This is a genomic window from Verrucomicrobiia bacterium, from assembly GCA_035629175.1.
Taxonomy (GTDB): domain Bacteria; phylum Verrucomicrobiota; class Verrucomicrobiia; order Limisphaerales; family DASXHY01; genus DASXHY01.
In genome coordinates this window covers 13,603-34,327 of sequence record DASPIL010000062.1, presented here as the reverse complement: position 1 = coordinate 34,327, position 20,725 = coordinate 13,603, and the positions used below count along the sequence as shown (strand labels likewise).

The 20,725-nt window shown below is 58.3% G+C and carries 7 protein-coding genes; 1 reads left to right on the top strand and 6 read right to left on the bottom strand.

The features are described 5' to 3' along the window. Window positions 1-83: 83 nt before the first annotated feature. On the bottom strand, window positions 84-4,385 hold the full coding sequence (gene cas12b / locus VEH04_10360) for a type V CRISPR-associated protein Cas12b (protein HYG23174.1): 4,302 nt from the start codon (window positions 4,383-4,385) through the stop codon (window positions 84-86). A gap of 15 nt (window positions 4,386-4,400) precedes the next feature. Next, entirely contained in the window at window positions 4,401-4,964 is a 564-nt protein-coding gene (locus VEH04_10355) for a hypothetical protein (GenBank protein ID HYG23173.1), read from the bottom strand. A 477-nt stretch (window positions 4,965-5,441) separates the two neighbouring features. On the opposite strand from VEH04_10355, the gene VEH04_10350 reads away from it, so the two are divergent. Next, entirely contained in the window at window positions 5,442-8,780 is a 3,339-nt protein-coding gene (locus VEH04_10350; GenBank protein ID HYG23172.1) for a two-component regulator propeller domain-containing protein, read from the top strand. Here VEH04_10350 and VEH04_10345 read toward each other — a convergent pair. The 4 genes from VEH04_10345 to VEH04_10330 all read right to left on the bottom strand — a co-directional run bounded on the left by VEH04_10345 (window position 8,775) and on the right by VEH04_10330 (window position 20,620). After that, window positions 8,775-10,190, bottom strand: a complete 1,416-nt coding sequence (locus tag VEH04_10345; protein ID HYG23171.1) for a Gfo/Idh/MocA family oxidoreductase — start codon at window positions 10,188-10,190, stop codon at window positions 8,775-8,777. The two genes, VEH04_10350 and VEH04_10345, sit on opposite strands and share 6 nt — an antisense overlap. 380 nt (window positions 10,191-10,570) lie before the next feature. Further along, complete coding sequence (locus tag VEH04_10340) at window positions 10,571-12,544, bottom strand: hypothetical protein (protein ID HYG23170.1); 1,974 nt, start codon at window positions 12,542-12,544, stop codon at window positions 10,571-10,573. 432 nt (window positions 12,545-12,976) lie between these two features. Beyond that, window positions 12,977-15,262, bottom strand: coding sequence for a tetratricopeptide repeat protein (locus tag VEH04_10335; protein HYG23169.1), 2,286 nt, complete (start codon window positions 15,260-15,262; stop codon window positions 12,977-12,979). Window positions 15,263-15,370: 108 nt separating this feature from the next. Next, window positions 15,371-20,620, bottom strand: coding sequence for a LamG-like jellyroll fold domain-containing protein (locus VEH04_10330; protein ID HYG23168.1), 5,250 nt, complete (start codon window positions 20,618-20,620; stop codon window positions 15,371-15,373). Window positions 20,621-20,725: the final 105 nt, after the last annotated feature.

Sequence of the window (20,725 nt, the reverse complement as noted above, 5' to 3'; positions counted from 1 at the left end):
GCAATAGATGAATTTGTGGCGCCGCCGCACCGGCAACGACGGTTGCGGTTCCAATCCGCCTTGGGTTTGAACGGGCGCGTCGCTCATAACTGGTGTTTGCCGCGGCGCTTGTTCAGCATCGTGCAGCGCCACCACTGCAATGCCTTCACGGTGCCCCAAAGTTTCGATCCGCTGAGAAGGCGCACGTCACCTTCGGGCAGGAATGCCTCCCCTGCCTCTCGACGGCGATCTGCCAGGAAGGCGAAAAAGTTTGGTGAACCGGTGGTTTCCCGCAGTTCTTTCGATGGGCTGGGCACGGTGAGCCGCTGCTGCTTCTCGCCAAACTTTCGCTTCTCGCGCGTGAAGAAAAGCAACGTGCCATCCGGTGCTGGTTCCGTCACCGCAACCTTGTTCCGCGCGCCCTTTTTCACACCGCTTTTCGCCTCAGCCTCAGTGCGGGCAGTGCGAAGTCGCGGGTGGATGCTCCATAGTCGCGGGTCAGCGATGGCGCGCAGAGCGAGGTTGATGGCGGCATTGATGTCTGCCTGCACAACAGCAGGTTGGAGTGTCTCGCCAGAGGCGAGAAGCGCACGGTCGTAGAGTGGAACGAAAATAGGGCCGCCCGCGACAGGTGCAAGAAGTGTGCGCCATTTTGGACGTAGCGCAGTGCGATCCACGCTTGCGTTGAGTTCGTCGAGCTGTCGGAAAAGCTCATGCACCGCACGGCATTCTCGAAGCGCCTTCGGCTTGAGCGGATTTGCTTTCGCGTCATGCTCGTATTTCGCCAGCCGTTCCAGATGCCAGCGCCAGGGCGCGGAATCTTTCATCGCGGGATGAACCTCCACGGCACGAAAGCCCGGCACCCCGCTCCGCGCGCAGAAACGGGAACTCCAAGCGGCGGGCGCTTCCACGACAGGCAGTCCGAAGACTTCGCAGAGTTGCTTGAGCTTTCCGCGAACCTGGCCGTGACACCACTTCATCAGCCGTGAGTTCTCACGCGGCGCGCGACCCTGGCTGGCCCGGTAGCGCGATAGATCTTCGATGACGATGAAATCCACCGGCGGACGTATGCGGACATAGACGCCGTGCTGGTCGCACTCGGCACGCAAGCGCGCCTTGTCCGCTGGCGGCGACGCAAGCCGCACGCCGAGGGCCTCGGCGAGGATCATGTGCGCGGTCTGGTTCACGCGCTGCTCTTTCAAAGCGTCGAGCTTGTCGAGCAGGTCGGGGCACGGATCGGGAATGGCGTCATCACGCCGCTTCTTTGGCGGGCTGCCGATGTCACGCCGCATCACTTGATTCAACGACTGGAAACGCTGGCGCAACGATTCAATCTGCTCGATGCGCTCGAAAGAGAGGCCGCGCTGCCCCCGAATCCACGTCACGTCGCGCTCGGTGGCATCGGGCCGGCGCTGCTTTGCGTTCGGGCACGCGGAGCCTTCCTGCGAGAGAAGAAAACAATCGTCGGGTTTGCGTGGATGTGCGCCCCAGTGCCACGAGCGTCCGCGCAATGGCGCGCAGCGATTGGCAACACGGACAAGCAGGCCGGGCAGTTTGTCCCGCAAACTGCGCAATTCGCCAGACAGCGCGACCACCAGTTCCTTTGTCTTTTCGGCCGTGGCGAGCTTCTTTGTTGTATCCGGCAGCAAGCACTCGTCTTCGAGTTCCGCGATTTCCTTCAGCATGCCCTCGACTCTGCCCTTGAGCTTTTCGTCGGTGAGGAACCAGCACCAGCGATGCAGCCGCGCCGCACGCGACTGCGCGCGGCCGGCGGCACGAAGCAACTTGTCGTTCCGCTCGGGGAAGGAAAGCGAAGTGCGCCAGTCATCCGGCATCAAGTCCACCTCGGCACAGGCAAATGCTGCGAGCAGCCGCGCACAATCCTCTGTCTCGTGGGGAGTTGCTGCCCGCCCGCGCTCACCCCACAACTCGGGCCGGAATGCAAAACCGCTTTCGCCGCGCTGCTCTTCCGCACGCGTAGGCGCGCGCCACTCCTTGCGGTCTTCGCCTGGTAGACGGAAAATCCCGCTCGCTGCAAGACGAGCCCGCCACTGCTTGCCTGGCGTTTCGCCAATGAACCGAAACGGCTTCCCGTTGAAGTCGGAATTCGCCTTCACGTCTAGCAATGCAAACGCTCCAGCATCGCGCTGGCCGAGGTCGGTGGCGAGACAAGTGAAGGAGTCGAACTTTTGGTGCCACGGCTCGGGTTCTCGCTTCCTCGGTTGGCCGGCATCTTTGGAATGCTGAATATCACTCGGCCAGCGTAACGAGACTTCATAGCGCGGCTCTTCAGCGGAGTAGTTGAACTGGGCGAAGTTCATCTGCCCGGCCTTTCCCGATGCTTGGTAGCTCCATCGCTCTTTGTGTTTCAGCGCAGCCTGGAGTTTCCCTACCTCCATCTCGACCGGGAATGTGAGTTGGATGTTCTTCGGCCCGGACGGCTGAAGCGTCACGCGGCAATTGGAAAAATCCTGCATGTCGGAATTCGGGATGCCGAGCGCCTTCATCATCGGCTGGAGCCAATTCACAGCGGCTAGGTTTGCATCACCGTCCGAACGCAACTCATCGCGACAAAGACGCGGGGCGGAATACGTCAGCCGCACCGCGCACGGCTCCAAGCCGTGCTCCGTTCTCCACACGATGCCGCAAGTGAGCGCGAGCCTGCCGGGTAGATGCTCGGTGCCGAAGCGTCCAGCTTTCGGAATGATGAAATAACGCGGCGACTCGACCGGATGCGCGGGCGTGAAGCGGATTGGCCGCGTCTTGTCGGCCAGTTCGAAACGAAGTTCCCGGTAGGCGCACCAAGCCCGCAGCGGATCGTCGGCGTGCCACTTCGGTTTGTCCGCGCCTGGTTCCATCCAGACTGGATGGAACTCCGGTTTTGCCAACGCTGTGTAGAGTGAGGCACTGCCGTAGTCATCGCGGTGTTTACCCTGTTCCTCCGCCTGCGCGGCGAGGAGTTGCTGCTCCGTCACCGGACCTTTCGCAGCAAGTGTGCGCCATTTCTTTCGCACTTCGCCCCAGCCGCGCAGCGTGCGCTCCTGGATGGTGTATTCGGGGCGGTTTGGCTCGACCTTGATACCGGCCTGCGTGAGCACATCGCGAATGAACGGACGCAGCGCAACCTCCGAGTGATGGTCGCCCTCCTCACCGACGTAATGCGTGCTGAAAACGAGCTTCGTGATAAGTGTGATCCTCGAATCACCTGCGAAACCTATCGCCCGCCCCTCCCTCTCATCTTCGTCGTTCTCGTCATCAAGCTTTCCGCCCTCGCCTTCCATTGCAACCAGCTTTGTCCGCAACTCGTCCGCCGCCTTCTCACGCTTTTGTGTGTCTTGAAAATAGCGGTGAGGAGATTTGATGGCCTCAACAAACGCAGCGTGATCGAACTCACCCCACACGGCAGCATTGTCGTTGTTCACGTCCCGATTGAGAACTCGGTTGGTGAAGTATTCAAACACGGGAGTGTCGTCCACCCGCGCCTCGGCAATCCTGTCGGCACCTGCTGCCGAAGGCCGCCTCTTTGCCATCGTTGCTGTTGCTTCGCGAAAAACCGCAGCTACAGGTGCAATCGGGAACAGCTTGAACACCACCGCCAACGGATATGCGCCCTTTGACCTGCGCCCGAGACGAGCAAGGGAAAGGCCGTCGGCTATCTCGGCGAGTCGAACACAGAACCTCTCGCGAAGCCCCATGAGAGCGGTGTGCTTCTTGGCCGCCATGTCGAATTGCCGCTCCGCTTCCGCACGGGATTCGACCCCAGTCATCCTCTCCTTTGGAAACTGCGTCACGAAGTAGCCGGGTTCAAAAGATGACGCGACAGTTTCGAGTTCAGTGTCGCTGGCACCATGCACTGCCTTGATGGCCGCAATCATTTTCGTCTCCTGCACCGCAACGATGGATTTTGAAGTCTTGTCGTTCTTTCCTTTCGGGCTGCAAAACCAACCGAGGCGATCGTTCGCAAGCTGGCTCAAGTCGCTCGCGTTCGCCTCCTCAAGTAACTGTAACAGTGCCGCCGCCATTTGTTCTTTTGTCGCCTTGCTCCCGGCGAGAATCCGTGCCGCGCAAGCGTCGAAGTCGCTCGCCACTGGATCGAGGCCAAGCAGCGGCGCAACGCGCTGGTGCGGTCCGTCAAACACGACAGCCTTGCGCCGTGCCGTCATCCACGAATCACGCACTTCCTTGGCCCAAGCTTGCACTGCGCTCTCTCGCTCACCATTGCCCGCCACGCCCACTGCCATTGCCGCCAAGGCAAGGGTGTTGTGATTCACCGCATCCTGAAACAGCGCATGGTGATCCCAGAGCGCGGATTCCCCATCCCAATCCTGCGGCTGTGGTTCGATGGCGTTCCCCTTCGCGTCGAGGAGTTCTGCTTGGCTGACTTTTCCTTGGTAGATGCGGTTCATTGTGCAGGTTCACGATTATTTGGTTGGGAGTTTGAGATTCCAGGCTGGCCGCCATGGTGGAATTTTCAGACGGGTGCGGCGGTGAAGGACACTTTTCGTTGTGCGGTTCAATCGGCGCGCAATTTCAGGATCAGGCTGAGTACCTAGCAATTTCTCCTCATCCCGCGTCCAGCGGCGCGTTGCCTTTGGATGCCGCGCGGGAATTCCCAACCGGGCGCGGCGATGCGAGACCGCCGCCACACTCCGATCCAGCAACCGTGCCGCTTCCCTGTCGGTGACCGTGCCCAGAAGTTTGTCTTCCTCGGAGGTCCAGGGTTCAATCTTCGATCCCGGTTCCTGCGGCTGGCTCTGACCACGGCGGCGGCCGACCGCACCAACCGAACGCCCCGTTCTGCGGGCCACCTCCTCGTCGGGCATCGTTCCAACTAATTTGAGTTCGGCTGCGGTCCATGGTTCTTTCCGGCGGGGATCAAACGGGGGTATTGCCAGCGAACGGCGCTTGAACGTCACCACATGTTCCATGTGCGATGCCCCAGCCTGCGCAACGGCGAAGGTGCGGCCGTGGAACGCAGCGTTCACACAGCAGAACGGAATTGATCGCCGAACGATGCGGGCGGACAGGAGTGCCCGGAGGCGTCCGTATAGAAGAAGCCAAAACGATTTCGCAGCCCGCATCACCGGAGCGTGGAATGGTTATCATCAGTTCCTTTCTGAGCCCGCCACCGAATCTCAAATTCACAATGGTGCGTCCATGCGAATTATCCCGGATCGTCGCCGATCAATGCAGCCAGTCTCGCCTGTGTCCGTCTGTGTTCCGGCGGCGAGCACTGAGGATTTTCTCGTTGGTTACCGCGAGTGCCTGCCGACCAGGGCGGCCTGGCGCGCCTCACGCTAGACCATTAGGGAAGGCGACCGGCTTGCTCCTTCCGTTGAAATGATCTCAAGCGGTGGTGTCATGTTCCGATGTGATTTGACGCCCGAACATCGTGTTCAGTAGCTGCGCCGGATTCATGTTTCTGGGGAATAGCGTTTACCCGTTGCTTGGCGCGCACGAAAATGAATTGGTTCCTCAGGTCTGCGCGCGTTCATTGCACGCGTTGCCGCGTCCACTGGACGGTCATATCGACCGCAATCCAGTTGATCCTCCATTTCTCCGCGCTCGCGCTCTCGCCCGATCAAAGCCTCTCCCAGTACATCTGCCGCGCCTGGACGGCGCAAAGCGGTTTTCCCAGTTACGAAATCAGTTCGATCAAGCAGACGCGCGACGGTTTCATATGGATGGGGACGCGCAAAGGATTGATCCGATACGACGGCCTGGAGTTCAAACTCCTCGCGTTGCCCATGACGCGGGACTTCCAGTATTCCGAAATCTCCGCACTGGCCTGTTCCGCGGATGACGGGTTGTGGCTCGGGATCCGCAACGGCACCCTCGCATACTACCGTCCCGACACGGGATTTGAGGCGTTCACGAACGAAACGTGGATTGATCCTCGAATGAACGTCAGGGATCTTTTAGAGACAAGCGACGGCGCGCTCTGGATTGGGGCGACCCTGGGTGCGTATCGCTGGAAAAGAGGCGGCGATGTATCGGCATTCACCAATATCACCGAGTGCGGTTCCATCTTCGAGGACTCGAGCAAACGCGTCTGGCTCGGAAGTCACGGTGGCGGCCTCTATTGGTGGAACAGCCAACAACCGGGGCTCGGTCTCCAGGGAACGACGAATGAGCAGTCGGCGCGGGCTATTACCGAGGATGCGTCGGGCCAAATCTGGATCGGATCGCCAGACGGCCGCCTTCATACCTTCGATGCATCCTTTCGACCCATTTCTGACAAATGGCTGGGCGCCGCAATCACGAAGCTGCTATGGGATTCGAAAGGAGTCCTTTGGGTCGGCACAACTGACGGCCTTCATCGTTTCGTGAATGGTGTTTCGACATCCCTTCGGCAGACCGACGGGTTGGCGGATGATTACGTCACTGCGCTATTCGAGGACCAGGACGGGAATCTCTGGGTGGGTGGTCGCACGGGAGTGACTCTTCTTTCCGATGCGAAACTGCCATTGTTTTCAGCGAAGGAAGGTCTCTGGAAAGCGTGGAGCCTCGCACTTTATCCCTCAGCCCGGGGAGGACTTTGGGCAGGGACCAGCGCGGGAATCGCGCATTACGAAGGATCGAAAATCGAGACCTATTCGGGGGAATCGGGATTGTCGAGCACATGGATTAAAAGGGTGCTCGAAGCGCGCGACGGTGATGTGTATCTGCTCAATGCAAACCGGGAGGTCGAAATATTTCGAGATCGGAAAGTGATCGCAAGACACACCTGGCACGGTGAGTGGGGAACGGCCTTAACTGAAGACGCCCAGGGCGTCATCGCTTCGTTTCACAACGAACTCGTCCGCGTAACTCCGAATGGAACCCAGGCATACGATTTCGGGAACAACGCGAAACCGCCCTTTGACTGGATCAATAATCTCGGATGCGCGCGAGACGGATCGATCCTCGTTTCCACCGTGAATGGAATGTTCCGAGTCAAGGACGGGAATTACGAGCACGTTGGAAGGGCACAAGGGCTGCCATCGGACACCGTCACCTGGCTTTGGGAGGACAACCAGGGCGCTATTTGGGCGGGAACAGCAGGAGGTCTGGCGCGCGTTAAAGGGACCCAGGTGCGCAGCTGGACACGCGAAGACGGCCTGCTCGACAACTTCATTCGCTCGTTTGTGGCGGACAGGCATGACCGGCTCTGGGTTCAATCCAACCAGGGAATATTCTCAGTCCGCAAAAACAAACTTGAAGAGACCGGCGAAGTGGAATGTGTGCCTTACGACGGTCCCGAATCGGTTAAAACCACTGACACTCGCGAAACCGAATACTCCGCCTGCATGACGAGTGATGGACGGATCTGGTTCCCCAGTCCGGGAGGTTTGATCATGGTGGATCCGGACCGGATCGCGGCCGGGGCGAGCGTTCCGCCGGTTCGAGTTGAAATGGTGCGTGCCAACGGTGTGGAATATCAGCACACACGGAAATTCACAGTGCCGCCGGGGCGCGGCGAGCTGGAGGTCCAATTCACGGCGCCCACGTTTGTCACACCGCAGAAACTGCAGTTCCGGTATCAGCTGGAAGGCTATCAATCAAATTGGGAACAAGCCGGCACGCGGCGCTCCGCGTTCTTTACGAACCTGAAACCGGGCCGCTACACGTTTCGCGTGGAAGCCTTCGGAGGAGATGGAACAGGCGGAACACCTGATCACTTTGAGGTCGAATTCCTCCCGTTCGTTTATCAAACAACCTGGTTTTATGTCCTTTGCACCGTGGCATGCGCGACGACGCTGGCCGGCACCTATTCCTGGCGCGTTCGAGTGATGAAACGCAGGCAGGAGGTGCTTGAAGCGGAGGTGCGCCATCGCACATCTGAACTCCGTGTCAAAACCGGCCTGCTCGAAAAGGAAATTGAAGAGCGCAAACAGATCCAGACCGAAGTCGAGCGCGTCCACCGGAAACTGCTGGATGCCTCACGACTTGCCGGCATGGCTGAAGTCGCCACCGGCGTCCTGCACAACGTCGGGAATGTCCTGAACAGCGTCAATGTCTCAACAACCATTCTGACGGAGCTTGTTCGAAAGTCGAGGGTCAGCTACGTCGGACAGGTTGCCGAGTTGCTGAAAAAGCACGAGCCTGACCTGGGATCGTTCTTCAATTCGAACCCGAAAGGACAACAGCTTCCAGCCTACCTAAGCAGTCTCGCGAAACATCTTGCCCGCGACCAGGAGGGCGCAATCGACGAGCTGAAGTCGCTGACCAAACACATCGATCACATCAAGCAGATCGTCGCCATGCAGCAGAGTTACGCGCGCGTGGCGGGAGTGACGACGCGTGAAAACGTGATTGACCTAGTGGAAGACGCTCTCCGGATGAATGAAGCATCCCTGGAACATCACGGTATATCGCTCATTCGCGACTATCACCGGCCGTTGCCGGAGATCACGGTCGACCGCCACAAGGTGATGCAAATCCTCCTGAACCTCATTCGAAACGCAAAACACGCGTGCAATGACTCAGCCTCTGATAATAAAGAAATCCGTGTGCGGGTCATGCATGCAGGGCAGCGTCTGCACATCACGGTCGTGGACAACGGCGTCGGGATTCCTGCGGAGAACCTGGCGTTGATCTTCCGCCACGGTTTCACCACTCGCAAAAACGGCCACGGATTCGGCCTTCACAGCGGTGCTTTGGCAGCAAAAGAGATGGGCGCGGTGCTTCATTGCAGCAGCGAAGGGCCGGGAAAAGGCGCCACGTTCATGCTCGATTTACCCATTGTTCCCGTTAGCCCGCCGGAACGCACCGATGCGTGCGGCGTCTCCCCTGCTCCGCTTACATCAATCACATCATGAAAGTTTCCACGGCCCGCGATAGCCGCGGGTGAGGAGCTTGCTGGCTTCTGCGTCGTCCTGAATCGTTTCTGTTTTGACGTCCCAGCGGATCTTTCGCCCCGTCATCATAGAGATCAATCCGAGATGCCCGGGCACAGCAGAGTGATGGGCGGTTTCAACGGGGGTGATGGTCGGCTGGCGGGACTTGATGCAGTCGAGAAAATTGCGGTAATGATTGCGCGATTCATAAAGCTTGACCTTGCGCAACTCGTCCGGCAACACCCAGCCCTTCGCCCACTCGGGATTTGATGCGTCGAAACCGCCGCGATCGACCCACACCCAACCGTCCGTTCCGATCCATTTCGTGCCCATTCGAATATCGCGATGGCCGCCCGCGATCACCATCGTAACATTCTTGGGATACTTCAATTCAACGCGATATCTCGGAGACGTATTGAAGATCGCATCTTTGGGAGGAAATTCCCCCTGCCCTTCGACCTCCAACGGGCCGCTGTTGTCCCAGTCCATGCCCCAGTGGGCGATATCGCAATGATGGCTGATCCAGTCCAGCAGCTGTCCGCCGCCCGTGTTGTAATTCCAGCGCCAGTTCCAGTGGATGCGCGCCGCGATGTAGGGTTCCATTTGAGAGGGTCCAATCCACATTTCGTAGTCGAGTTCCGGCGGCGGCGTGCCCACGGCGACTTTCCACGACTCGGTGTCGGGAGTGACGCGGGAGAGATTGGTAACTCCGCCGGGGAGCGCCCTGAGTTCCTCGCGCAAGCGCCGGGACGCACCGCTGTCACTGTGCCCACCGGGAAGGCCAACCTCGATGCGGGTGACCTCGCCAATCAAACCATTGCGAACAATTTCAGCAGCTTTCCGGAACGACAATTGCGACCGCTGCCACGAGCCGGTCTGCCAGATGACCTTGTTCGCCTGAACCGCTTTGACGATCGCCTGCTGTTCGGCCACGGTGCGGGCGAGCGGCTTTTCACCATAGATGTCCAGACCTTGCTTGGCAGCATCGACGGCGACCATCGCATGCCAATGGTCGGGCGTGGCGATCATGATCGCATCGAGGTCGGGCCGCGCCAGCATTTCGCGGTAATCGGAATAGGAGGCGCAATCGCTGTTCTCGTAGTGTTTGTTGACTGCCGCCACGCCATTACCCAAATGATTTTTATCCACGTCGCAGACAGCGACGATTCGGCAGTCGGGATTGCCCAGGAATGATCCCGCATTGGCGTTTCCCTGGGCGCCAAAGCCGACGACTCCCATGTTGATCCTGCCGGACGGCGCGACTCCGCCGCGGCCGAGAACACTGCCTGGCAGAATGGTTGGGAGGATGATTGCGGCCCCAGCCGACTTCAGGAACTTGCGGCGGCTAAGGGAGAGCGAAGGGTTTGATGTGACGCGACGTTTCTGTTGCATTGTATTTTTAGTTTAGCGCGCGGATATATCCAACGCGGCTGCGCTGACAAATCGTATCTAGTGGATCCAAAAACTGCTCTGCTCCCTGCGCCTCTTTCATTCTGCGCCGGAACAACGCGCAGTATCACACGAAAACGAGGTTCCAAAGCAATGCGACATTCGTCACATATCTGGAGAGGGCTGGACGCAGCGGCGGGTAAGAGAGTGATATACAGTTACGGCAACAATACCGGCTGGATTTGACATCGAGTGAGCTGAAGTTCGAGAAAGTTGGGTGGATTCTCAAGCGGAACGGAGCGGGGCTCTGCTGGTGAGCCGCCGCTCCGCTCCCTCTTCCAACCGATCGAACGGGGGTCCGAAAAAAGTTTCAGCCGTTGAATTTAGAAATCCACCGTCACCGGCGAACTGGTTGCGTTCGGGATGGAGACATTGGATACATTCGTTGCCGTAACCGTGAAAGTGCCCGGGCTCCCAAAGAAAATCTGCTGGGTGACCGTTCCGTTCACCAACGCCGCGGGAGCAGGCAGCGCGGCAGTGTTGTCCGTGGTGGTAAGCGCGATTGTGTTACCTGGCGCCGCTGTGACGATATGGAACGTCGGATCGACTGCATTGATGGTCACGTCCATGATACCACCCGCACTCAGGGCCACAGGATCAGGCGTGCCGACTTTTCCGGTCGCCGTGTTCGGCGCATTGGTTTCTCCGGGAAGGAGGACCTGCAGTTGAGTGAAGGGGCGCTTAATCAAGCCGAAGAAACTGGAGCTCGCAGACGGAAGGGACTCACGGGGAACGAGCGCCCATCGAACGCCGCCCTGTGAAATCGGAGTGACATTCGGAAGATTATTCCAATTCGTTCGATCCAAGAGAGAGGCGCCGCCGACAAGGGTGAAACCGCTGTCGGGCAAAGTCCATTTCACCCAGTAAGCGGCGTTGGTGGACACCAGATTGATCAGATCCAGACCGTCGCTGTGCGTGAGATCCCAGACTGCGGGATCAAGCTGGCTGACTCCCTGTTTGGTGTAATCCTCGTTGATCTGAATCCCGGCAGTCCCTGAAACGGAGATTGCTGCCCAATCGTGCGGGATGCCGCCGTTCGCTGGATTTCCATAGTTCTGCATTCCGAACCGCACTTCCAGTGGATTGCCAAAGTACGTCACAACGTCTTCTTCGGTCAGTGCGAGGCTGAATGGAACTGGAGCAGAACCCGGGGCCGTCAGGGTGCCGTTTGTATTGCTGTTGAATGTCAGTGTCCACGTCCCGGCCAGAACCGAATTCGTAATTCTCAGGGCAACGGCTCCGCTTGCGGTCTGGTCTGGATTGGTGGAAGGCGCGTTCGTTTTCCATGAGACGTTTGCAACGGCCGCGGTGTTGGTTCCGCTGCCGCTGATGATTTGCAGCCAGAGGACGTTGGGTTGCGTGTAATCGGCCCCGGAATACCCATAGCTGCCTTGGATGAAATGGATATGATAATCCAGCCCGCCGGGCGACGTGGCGTTGTCCAGCACAGTGAACGAATACGTCACGGGAAAGGCACCGCCGACCCAGCTTTCGTTCCCCCCAACCACCTGGAGTTGAGACCTGCCGAATTGCCCTGAACCTCCGAATAATCGAAGGGCCGGGACAGCCTTCTCGATGGTCAACCTGGGTGGCGGAGGAGTCGCAATCACACCGTTGAGTTGAATATTATCGATCCAGATGGTTTGGGGTCCCACCAACGAATTGTTGCCCCAAGCCCCGTTGTCCAAACCAAATATGATGTCCACCAGGCCGCCGCTCAGATCGCTGAAATTCTGCGGGACTTGCCGCAGGTCCACATTCACCCGCGTCCAGTTCGTGTTGGGCAGGCCGGCGCCGTTTGTGGCTGAAATGGCAAAGTATTGAATCCAATTCTGGTTGAAGCTCGGCCCCCGGGATCCAACGCGCATGAAGCCGAAGTCCAAAGACCCAGGCCCGAGTGAACCATTGAGGCCCGCCGCCCCGGTATTGGTTCGAATCGCCGAATTAATGTCGTAGCGAATATCAAACGAAAGGTTCGTCCACGTGCTTAAATCCAACGGGAAGTAGGTGGGAGTAGCTCCGTCCCATAAAACGTATTGATCGGATCCAAGGGCGTTTAGAGTCAACAACATCGATCCTGAATTCGGATTGTTGCTGGCGTCAACCGAGCTATCCCATGCAACCCCTCCAAAGATGCCGCCGAACCAGTTTGCCCAAATCGTTCCGTAACCTGTGTCCGAAACCTGGTCGGTGTCGAATGGATAGAGGGTCAAGTTCGTGGACTGGGCTTTAAGGGAAGCGCCGCCCGCCGCGAGTGCCATCGCGACAAAAATTCCAGCTGCGTGTTTGGTTTTCATGCTGAGTTTTTCTTCTCCGACGTTAGGGAGGTGCGGCCTCCAACCTTCGTGGACGTGCTTGTTCAGTTAAGCGGCAGACCGATCGAAGAACCGGTCCGAGTAATTGCGTGTGATTGCGGCGATACTCTCACCACGGGAAGCCTGGGCGCAATGTGACGTACGTCATATGCCAGGATGACGCAGTTTTAAGGGCACGCAACCGCGGGAATGGGTGCTGCTTGAGGGATGGCACCGGCGTCCGCGCTGCTGGCGCTCTCGCTCGAACCTACCGGTACAGTGACCAAACCACTCCCGAACTCGTGGAAAAGATGACAATCACCGCGATCAGGAAAATCAAGACCCCAAACGGAAGCAGCCACCATTTCTTTTCTCTCGCGCAGAACTGAAGAAATTCTCGAAATAAGGCCCACATAAGTTCGGTGAAGAATGCAATTACCGTTGCCGGATCTTTCCTGCCAGTTCCTGAGCCATCCGGTTCGTCGGATCAAGCCGCAAGGTTTCATCCAGTTGCTGCAACGCCTCCAATTGGTGCCCGAGGCTCAACAAAACGGCTGCGAATTCCACTTTCGCTTTGAGGTTGGCAGGATTCAGGCCGAGCACTGCACGATACTCCGCGGCGGATCCCGAGAAATCACTCATCTGCGCCAGGCCGCGGGCCAGACGATAATGCGGCTGCCAGTTCATGGGATCTAATTGAATCGCTTCGCGCCAGTTGGCCATCGCCTCGTCGCGACGCTCCAGTTTCCACAATACTTCGCCCAGGAACAACGCTGCGCGCGGCTCCGCGGGATCGAAGCCCCGGGCGGACTCAAGTTCCTGCCGTGCCCGTTCCCACTCGCCCTGCCGCGCCGAAACGGTGCCCAGTTCCAACCAGACGTCGCACCCATCGGCCTTCAACGCGATCGAACGGAGCAGCGCCTCACGCGCTTCCGCCAGCTCGCCGGCCTCTTTCAAGTCCACACCCAGGACGTAATGCGGAAAGTAATAGCCGGGAATCAACTCGCAGACTTTTCTCCGCGCGGCAATGGCGGGCTTCCAGTCGCGCCGGTCCTCGAGAAATTCCGCATAGTTCGCATGCAAACGAAAATCCTCAGGCGACCTCCGCAGGGCGTCCACATACACCTCCCGCGCCTGCGCCGCTGCCTCGTCCGTCATACGCTGGCGTCGAACGGCGATTGCAGCCTGCAGCCGCGCGACCTGGTTGGAGTGGCCGAATCGGCCGACGAAAGGTGGACGCCCCATGCGCCGGAGAACGTCTTCCAATATCGAGACACGATTCCAGTCCGTAAGCCCGAGCCACTGTTCGCACTCGTCCTGCGAAGGCCAGGATGATTTTGCCCCGGCTTTCAGTTCCGGCGGCAACATGCTCTCAACCCGTTCAGCCCAGGCAAGAGCCAGCGCGTAATTGCCATTTGGATTTGGGTGGACATGCTCGTAAAACAACTCGTCCCCAGAAACTCCTCCCGGGCTCGCCGCATTCAACGTTTCGGCGGCGTCGCACAGGAGCACAGATTTTTCCTCGTTCTGCCTGGCCGCAGTCCGAATGACATCGTTGATTCGCGAATCAGCACGGAACGGCAAGGTGTCGTTGTCCGCAGCCTTGAGGAAATTGTGTCGAGCCTCCAGGTCATTGGTCGCCAGCATCTGGCATGTTGCGAGATGATAGGACGCATCCGCGGAATGCGGGAACATTTCAGTTGCCCGCTGGAAGGCGGAAATGCCCGCGGCACAACGCCCCTGTATTTCGGCCGTCATTCCCTCCGCGCAGAGTTCGTCGAAAGTCTTGCGATCCGCCTCAGGCAGGTTCCCGCTGGATAGTGTCCCGAATGGCGCGCAGTCTTTGAGATTCACCGCCACTGTGGAAAGCAGGATTCTGGCGCCGGAATTCTTTCCCGCTTTGAGGATGTCCTCCAGGTTCCGCTGGAAATTTCGGTACGCCCGTTGGCGGCCTTGATCATCTGGAGCGATTTGGTTTTTCGCGAACATCTCCATCCCCTGCCAGCCCGCGACATCCGAGCCCCCGCTTCGAAACTTCCCCACCAAGTCGGTCGCCACTTGAAAAAAACGCAGCCGCTGGAGTTGCAGTTGCGATCGAACCATCCAGATGGGCGGTGCCCGGCTGCCGAAAACAGTGGCTGCACCAAACGGCCCAACCATCTCATTGTTTCCCATATAGATGATCCAAAGGTCGCCGGCGTGCCCCGCGCATTCTCGGGCAATGGGCAGGATTGCGTGGGAACTGATCGCAGTCACACCGGTGTTGATGATCTCAAATTTTGCCTGGGGAAAGCGCTCCGCCAATAGCACTTCGAAATAATTCGCGACGCCGTAATTCGGGCGAGGATCTCCCATCGCTGCGGACTCTCCAAAAATGAAAACCCGGAATGTCCCGGGACGTTTGACGGCATCGAGAACCACCGGCGGAGGGAAACGCGCCTGGCTGCGTGGAAAGAATCGGAGGCCAAAATCCTCGTTGGCGACATACAAATCGCGTCCACCAACCTTTGTCCGTTTGAAGAAATGATGATCGTATCCCGCCCCGACAAGCCGCAGGACAACTTCCGCTGCTCCGAAGACAACCAGGGGCACCACGAAAATTGCCACAAGGCGAAACAGCCATTTTCGTCCGCGGGTCAGCCCTGCCTTGGAATGAATGTCTGCAGCCCGCCCGGCACGGGCCACTGACCGTTCACGGTTGCGGCTGGACCTTCGCTTCATACCTCAGGATTTGAGGATCGCATGGAAAACTCAATTCAAACGTCGGAAAAACTAAGAGGCCGCAGGTTTCCCTGCGGCCTCTGTCAACCGTCATCAAGTCAGCAAACCTCAGGGATTCACAACCCGGAAGAACTGCGAACCCGTTCCCAGCGGAACGCTCGCCGGATTACCTCCGCCGACAGGCTGCCAATTTACATTCGGCCCGCCGATGGCAGGGCTGAATTCCAAATGCCCGCCAGCTGGAGTCCATGAGACATTGATGGAATTTCCGGAGCGGCTGACCGTCAACTGCGCAGCTGGAGCAGAAACAACGAAGCTGGAGTTGTAGTTTGCATACTCAACCGTGTTGTAATACAGCAGCGGCGTTGGCGGCGGCAATCCAGCCCAAACGTTGTTGCGCGCGGTCGTGCAGAGGCCGACATAGACAGGATTGACCAACGGGCCTTCGAAGGCGTTGGTTGATGTGTCAGTGAATGCGGTTTGAATCCAATTCACGCCGTTTGTGGAATAGAACGCTTGCAGGACAGCCCCTGTCCGTTTCAGCCGCACCCATGCGTTCGGATACGCCACAGCGGGCCGTGTAATGTTGTCCCACGGTGCAGTGGCGCCGCCGTATTGGATACGCGCATTGCTTTCGACTACGTTCGCGCCAAAGCCGCTGTTGTCAGGGGCCATGATGCCATCGCTCGAAGCGGGGTCGTTGATGATATTCCAGTTGCGGCTGGACGGATCCAGACTCTCGCGCACCATCAGGCCGCCCTTCGCCCAGTGGGAACTGTGGCCGTTGCTCACCTGACGTACGGCTACATCGAAGTCGTTGGTTTTCAACTCCCACGCGAAGTTGAAACCATCAGCAGTATTCCAGATGTCGCTGCCTTGGGCCGTGATGATGAATCCGCCTGCCCCAGTCACCGAGACCAGGGACGGATAGGCCGGATCGACTGCGGGTGTCCCAACATCAGTGAAGGTAAGCTTCACATTGTTGATGGGTGAGCTTGACCCGGCGACAATGGTGTTGCCGCTCAGATCCTTGACTCCGCTGACGACGACGTTCAACGGAAGGGTCGGCAGTTGATTTACCAGCAATTGGACGGTCCGATGATCGCTGGCGACACTGATGTTGGTGATCGTCACACCAGCAATCGAATAGTTGGCGATATTGCTCAACGTAGTCGCGTCCATCCATTTGCTGAATGTGACGTTTACAATGAACTGGGACATGCCCGTAAATGGCACATGGCTCGAATTCTCGAACGTGGCGGCGTAGCTGATCATCGGCGGAACGGCGTCAGTCACGACGTTCAGGACCGCCGGCATACTGTTGCTCCAAATCCGATTGAGCGCGTTGTCCGCGTAACCCAAGGCGCGAATGGCGACATGGAACTGCGCACCATTGTCCGAGGGCAGCACGCTGGATTGCGTATAGGTCCTGGCGGTTGCGCCCGGGATGGGATTGCCATTCTTATACCATTGATACTGGAGTGACGCAGTGGGCGGGTTTGTGAATAGTGAGGACGGATTGCCTGTCGTCCCAATCACCAGCGAAGGGGGATTGGTTCCGGTCGCCGAGAAGGTGACGGGGTTTCCACCGCTTAACACTGTCTGATTCGTCGGGTGCTGGAGGAACGCCACCCACGGGATTCGAGGAGCATAAATGCCGATCACATCACCGCTCATTGCCCCAGCGCTGCCGTTTAGCGGATCCGGATCGTTGATGAGCTTGTAAGTCACCTGGACGTGATCGTTTCCGCCACCCGCGCGATACACGGCCTCGATGTAGTACCTCTGGCCGGCGTTCAGAGAAATACCGCCGGCGTTCGGCACGGCACCCGTCGCGTCCACGAACTGATCGGATCGCTTCTGCGCAATGGCAACCGCGCCACCTGCACCCGCTGAGTTCCATTGGAACGGATTGCTCCAGATATTTTCCGCGGCAATTTTTCGCTTATTTGCGGGATTACTGTCGGTGCTCAGGAAAAGATCGGAGTCCCCGTCAGAGTTGATGAAGAAGGTGTAAAAACCGGTCGTCGGCGGGATAAAGAAACCGTTGCCGCTGGTGCCGTAACCCCGCATGCCTGTATTACCCACCGGCCCTTCGAGCTTCGGTGTTGTGTAAGTGTATTGGGGCAGACCCGCGAGTCCGGCCTCGATATTGGGCCGGGTAGTGTTGGTCCACCAATTCTTGAGCAGCACTCCTGTTTCAAACACTGCCTCTGGGGCCACGGTAACCGTTGCGACCGCGCTGGTGACCCAAATCGGATTCAGGGCCTGATTCGCGAAACCCAGAGCCCTGACGGCTGCACGAATTTCGGCGCCGTTGTCACTGGGCATGATCGGTCCAAGCGTGACAGTCCTGGATGTGGCCCCGGGGATTGCCGTGCCGTTCTTATACCACTGAACGATCAGGAAGTTGTTCGTTTGATTTTCTTCCCCGCCGAAGATCGAGCCAATGGACAACGAGGATTCGGTCGTGCCGTTCACCGAGAAGGTGGCATATCCCATCGGCTTAACGGTGGTGTTGGTGGGCTGTTGCGTCAGCGTGACACCGGAATTGCGCACTGCGGTCGTTCCGATGAGATTCCCTTTGAACCGGGTTTCAGTTCCCGGCAGTGGATCCGGTTCGCCGAAGAGCACAAAGGTCGCGGCATTATTTGCCCCGCCGCCGCCTTGTTGGAAGACTTGCTCGATATAATATCGTTGGCCGCCGTTCAGCGGAATACCGTTGGCATATGGATATGTGACGCCATTGTCCGGGGTCCAGGTGGTCGACCGGGTTTGGTCCGCGATTCCCCCGCCACCGCCAATTTGCAGCCAGGCCCAATTCCCACCGGTGTTCCAGCCTGCCTGTTGGGCGACCAAACGCTTGTTGCCAGGAGTGTTGTCCGTGCTGATGAACAACTGAGTGGCGTCGTCCCCTGTCGTGTAGAAAACGTAGTTGGCCGTCTGGGGCGGAACGAAGAAACCGCTGACCCGACGGACAAAGTTGTTTGGCAGATTGGGATTATCGATACTCGCCGCGAAGGCGGGCACAGCCATCTGGTAATTCGGAGTCCCAAGTGTCCCCGCGAGCAATGCAGTCAACGTGCTCTGATTACTCCAGCGTTCCACCTTGAGGAAACCCGGTTCAAATACCGCCTGGAGGACGGTAATGGTGCTCACCGAGCTGGTGATGCTGAGACTGCTTTCCGGGAGACGGGCAACCACTTTCACCTGGGCGCCGTTGTAGCTGGTCGGGATAGTGGAAATGGTCAGATTGGCACCAACAGCTCCAGCGATCGGCACGTTGTTGAGGTACCATTGGTAGGTCGGATTCATCTCAGCGTCGCTGATCGCGCGGCTGATGAAATTGGTGCTGGCGCCTTCATACACCGTCACTGCCGACGGCGGCTGAAGTGCCCATGTCAGCGCGCTGCCGGGATACGTGATTACGGCGATGTTGTTGCTGGCCGCAGTCATCCGCGATGCTGTGCCATTGGCCGGCGCGCCCTCCAAACCAAGTTCAGTCGTGGTCTGATAGGTGACAGCCCAATTGTCGCCGCCCGTTCCGTTGTGCATCACGGATTCGAAGTAATACTTCTGCCCACCGATCAGATGGATGCCGGCGGAATAAGGGGCGGGTACGCCGTTTTGCGGGTCAGGAGACCATTGGTCGGATCGCTTTTGCGAGGCTTCGAACGGCCCAGGAGTTCCCGGTCCGGGTGTCTGCCAGCTGCGCACCGGGCTCCAAACCAATTCCTGCGCGATGAGCCGCTTGTTAGCCGGAGAACTGTCGGTACTCAAAAACACGTCGCAATCGTCATCCGACGCCACAAAGAAGACATAATCATCCGTTGCCGGCGGAATGAAATAGCCGCTGTATCGGCGGGAGTGGTTGTCACCGAATCCACCGGACGAGTCAGCATTTGTAACCAGGCCCACAACCCCGGGACCGACATTTCCGATGTGAACGTCAGCGCGGGTCGCGCCGGCGAAAAATTCCTGCTTGAGACCATTTGTAAATACCGGGGTGCCGGAAAGTACCGTAAGTGTCACCACCGCGCTCGTGCGCGAAAGGCTGCTGAAATTGGTATCCGCCACGCGCGCGATGGCATAGATCTGCGATCCATTGTCAGCAAGGGTCGTCAGGAACGAGTAGTACGGCCCCATCGGATTGGTGCTGACGAGCTGGCCGTTCTTGTACCACGAGTAGGTCATCGGGAAGGGGGCGTCGTTCGGGGCGTCGTTGGTCGTGCCAAAATAGAATGAGGCCTTGGTGTATTCATAGGCGCTCGAGTTAGTGAGTTGGGTCACGATGATCGCATTCGTTGGAGGCCGGGCCAAAACTGTGTAGGTGGCGCCGCTGCTTCCGATGAGCGGTTCAGTGCTCGTCACCGTCACCCGCAAGTTGGCCGCGCCAACAGGCGCATTGGTCGGAACAGTAAAGGAATTGGTGAATACATTGGCGCTGGATTGTCCCATGGTTGCGGACGCCGACAGGCCAATTGCACTGAGATCTGCTCTCGCATTTGTCACTGTGCCAATGACCGGCGTGGCCGTTGCGGTGAGGGTGACAAATTGTCCGCGGTAGCCGCTGGCAGGATTCGCCACTACTGAAACCGGCACCTTCGGGACAGTATTGTTGCTGTACAGCAATTGAACGTCAGCGAGCGTCAATGCCCTGTTGAACACATAGACTTCGTCCACAAAGCCGTTCAAGTTGGCTCCGCCGTCACCGGTTTGTCCGCTGCCGCCAACCCAAAACTGATTGCCGGTACCAGCGCCGTTCCACCCATTGGCGGTGAATGTTTCCAGATTCCCATCCAAATACATCGCCTTCGTCGTGCCATCGCACGTCAACACCACATGATGCCATTGGTTGTCGTTGATGTCGGCAGTTCCTGTCTCCCAATTTTGACCCCAGCGAACACCTCCAGCCTTGGTTCCGGCACTGGCGTTGCCCGGGTTCAAGTAGAACATCGTGTTGGCCTCAGCCCAACCGCCTCCGCCCTGATAAGCATAGGCACCGCCTGGCGTGGCCGTCTTGACCCACATGGCTACCGTCCACGTGTTTCCGGCTCCGACATTCAGCGGTACCACCGCATTCGCAATCCGGCACGACCCGCTATTGGCCGCATCCCCGGTAACGCTCAAACAATTTCCAAACCGGCCACCCGCGGCAATCGTCGCGGTGCCATTCAAGGTGCCATTCATCGCCGAACTCCCCGTGCCGCCGTTGATAACGGTGGACCCGCTGACACTGTCGAAAGACAAATGCAATACCGGGGTTTTGTCGACGACCTGAGCTTGCAGCGACGTGCACGCTCCCAAGGCTGCCACGCAGAAATAGCGGGCGACTCTTCTATACAACGGTCTTTTCATTGGGTTTTTGTTATGGCGTTTTGGTTGCTAACGATTGAATCACCTGCGTTGTCACCGGATGGAATCCTGGTTGAAGTGAAACTGGAAATGGCTGAATCACGTAAT

Bases quoted from the DNA above. Each gene is read 5' to 3' on its own strand.
- cas12b (HYG23174.1), bottom strand. From the start codon at position 4,385: ATGAACCGCATCTACCAAGGAAAAGTCAGCCAAGCAGAACTCCTCGAC.
- VEH04_10335 (HYG23169.1), bottom strand. From the start codon at position 15,262: ATGAAGCGAAGGTCCAGCCGCAACCGTGAACGGTCAGTGGCCCGTGCC.
- VEH04_10345 (HYG23171.1), bottom strand. From the start codon at position 10,190: ATGCAACAGAAACGTCGCGTCACATCAAACCCTTCGCTCTCCCTTAGC.
- VEH04_10350 (HYG23172.1), top strand. From the start codon at position 5,442: ATGAATTGGTTCCTCAGGTCTGCGCGCGTTCATTGCACGCGTTGCCGC.
- VEH04_10340 (HYG23170.1), bottom strand. From the start codon at position 12,544: ATGAAAACCAAACACGCAGCTGGAATTTTTGTCGCGATGGCACTCGCG.
- VEH04_10330 (HYG23168.1), bottom strand. From the start codon at position 20,620: ATGAAAAGACCGTTGTATAGAAGAGTCGCCCGCTATTTCTGCGTGGCA.